A 1,613-nucleotide genomic window follows, 5' to 3' on the forward strand; every position below is an offset into this window, starting at 1 on the left:
TCTTCCCATTTTTTCTCAAGTTCGTTTACTTCGTAAAATTCAAGCATTTATTATCCCCGAGCCTATCGCTGCCATCTCTATAATTTTATTATTAATCTGCGAAAAACTAATTTCCGTAGGTTTATTTACTTCGTAATACTCAAAAAGCTCATACATCTTATACATAAGCTTGTTGATGTTCCTCATATTGCCGTCCGTTAAATTTAAAATCAAATCGAAATTATCGTCGCTAAACATAAAATAGTATTGTTGAAATCCATGAAGCACAAGCTTCTTTTCAATATACAACTTAACTTCGCCTAAATTTGAATTAGGAAGCTCGATGCTCTCCCAAATTCTGGTTTTAAAATAATCTTTTGCGAGGCGGTCTTCCTCGTCCGTCTTATGAACCGTAAATAAAAATTTAAATAGTCTAGTATCTGCCATAAGGCGAATTTTTTCTATCAAATTCCCAGGATACAGCTGAGCCTCATCTAGCAAAATAACGACCTGCTCTACCGCCCCTACGTTAGTAGAAATTCCAAATCTCTCTCTGTAAACTCGCATAAAATTCTCGTAATTATCAATCGGCTCGCTAGGAGTTGAATGAAAAATCTGCGAATACAGCTCTAAGAAAAATTCTTTCTCATCAAAAAACGGCTGCGGTACAAATACGACTCTTACCTTTTTTTCAAGATCAACCTTGATTTTATTAAGCAAAAATGTCTTGCCACAGCCCGGTTTGCCGTAGAAAAGTATAAGTTTTAACGGCTTTTGCAAAGCATTTAAAATTTTATGATAAGCAAGGGTCGATTTATCGAGATTAACGAAGTCTGAGACTTCGTTATCCTCGATAAAAATCTCCTTGATCGCCGTATAATTATTACTCATTTTCGTAGATGGATTTTGAGTAACCTAGCTCTTTAAGAGAGGTAGCAAGCGGCGCGCCGGTATTGTCGATGATATGTGGAGTTACTACGAAGATTAGCTCCGACGTGCTCAAAACATCGGCAGTACTTTTGAAAAGATTTCCGATTAATGGAATTTCAGCTAGCACAGGCACCCTAGTGTTATTCTTAGACTTAGTTGCACCAATCAAACCGCCTAAAATTACAGTATCGCCATCATCTACCCAAACTACACTAGAGAGTTTCTTTTGCAAAGTATCAGGTGCGATATCTCTTCTACCGTTTTCTTTTCTTACATTATCTTCTGCATATTTAAGAGAACTTAAAGATGGATTGATTCGTAGCATAATCCTATTATCATCTGAAATTTCAGGCAAGATATTCAAAAGAATACCTACAAAGATCGAATACTGATCATCCGACTGAGTATCTCCGCCTTGATAATCACCTGTAGTAGTAGATTTCAATACGTAGTTAATAGTATCACCTACGGAGATAATAGCAGGCTGATTATTCATCGTAGTTACTTTAGGGCTTGAAATAATCTTGGTTTTACCTTTAGTCTCTAGAAAGTTAATCAAACCGTCGATATTGAAATTTAGATTAGCTCCTATGGTCCAAGTTCCGTGAGTATCGCTAGCCTTTCCTCTATTGCCGTTATCTATGTGATAGCCTGAAAGCTTAGTCGGATCTCCACCTACATAGGTATTAAATCCTAGTTGAAAT

The 1,613-nt window shown here is 36.6% G+C and carries 1 protein-coding gene and 1 pseudogene; both read right to left on the bottom strand.

Going from position 1 to position 1,613, the window contains the following annotated elements; translation table 11 throughout:
• Nucleotides 1-39 precede the first annotated feature (39 nt).
• Nucleotides 40-870: an ATP-binding protein gene (locus tag Q0605_RS04070; protein ID WP_005870282.1), complete on the bottom strand. Its 831-nt coding sequence runs from the start codon at nucleotides 868-870 to the stop codon at nucleotides 40-42.
• Nucleotides 863-1,613: pseudogene (locus Q0605_RS04075) on the bottom strand (pilus (MSHA type) biogenesis protein MshL); the annotation flags it as partial. The pseudogene Q0605_RS04075 and the gene Q0605_RS04070, both read right to left, overlap by 8 nt.

Origin of the sequence: uncultured Campylobacter sp., assembly GCF_938017705.1 — a bacterium.
In the GTDB taxonomy this organism is placed as follows: Bacteria; Campylobacterota; Campylobacteria; order Campylobacterales; family Campylobacteraceae; genus Campylobacter_B.

Excerpts from the sequence above, each read along its gene's own strand:
- Q0605_RS04070 (WP_005870282.1), bottom strand. The coding sequence starts at position 870 with ATGAGTAATAATTATACGGCGATCAAGGAGATTTTTATCGAGGATAAC.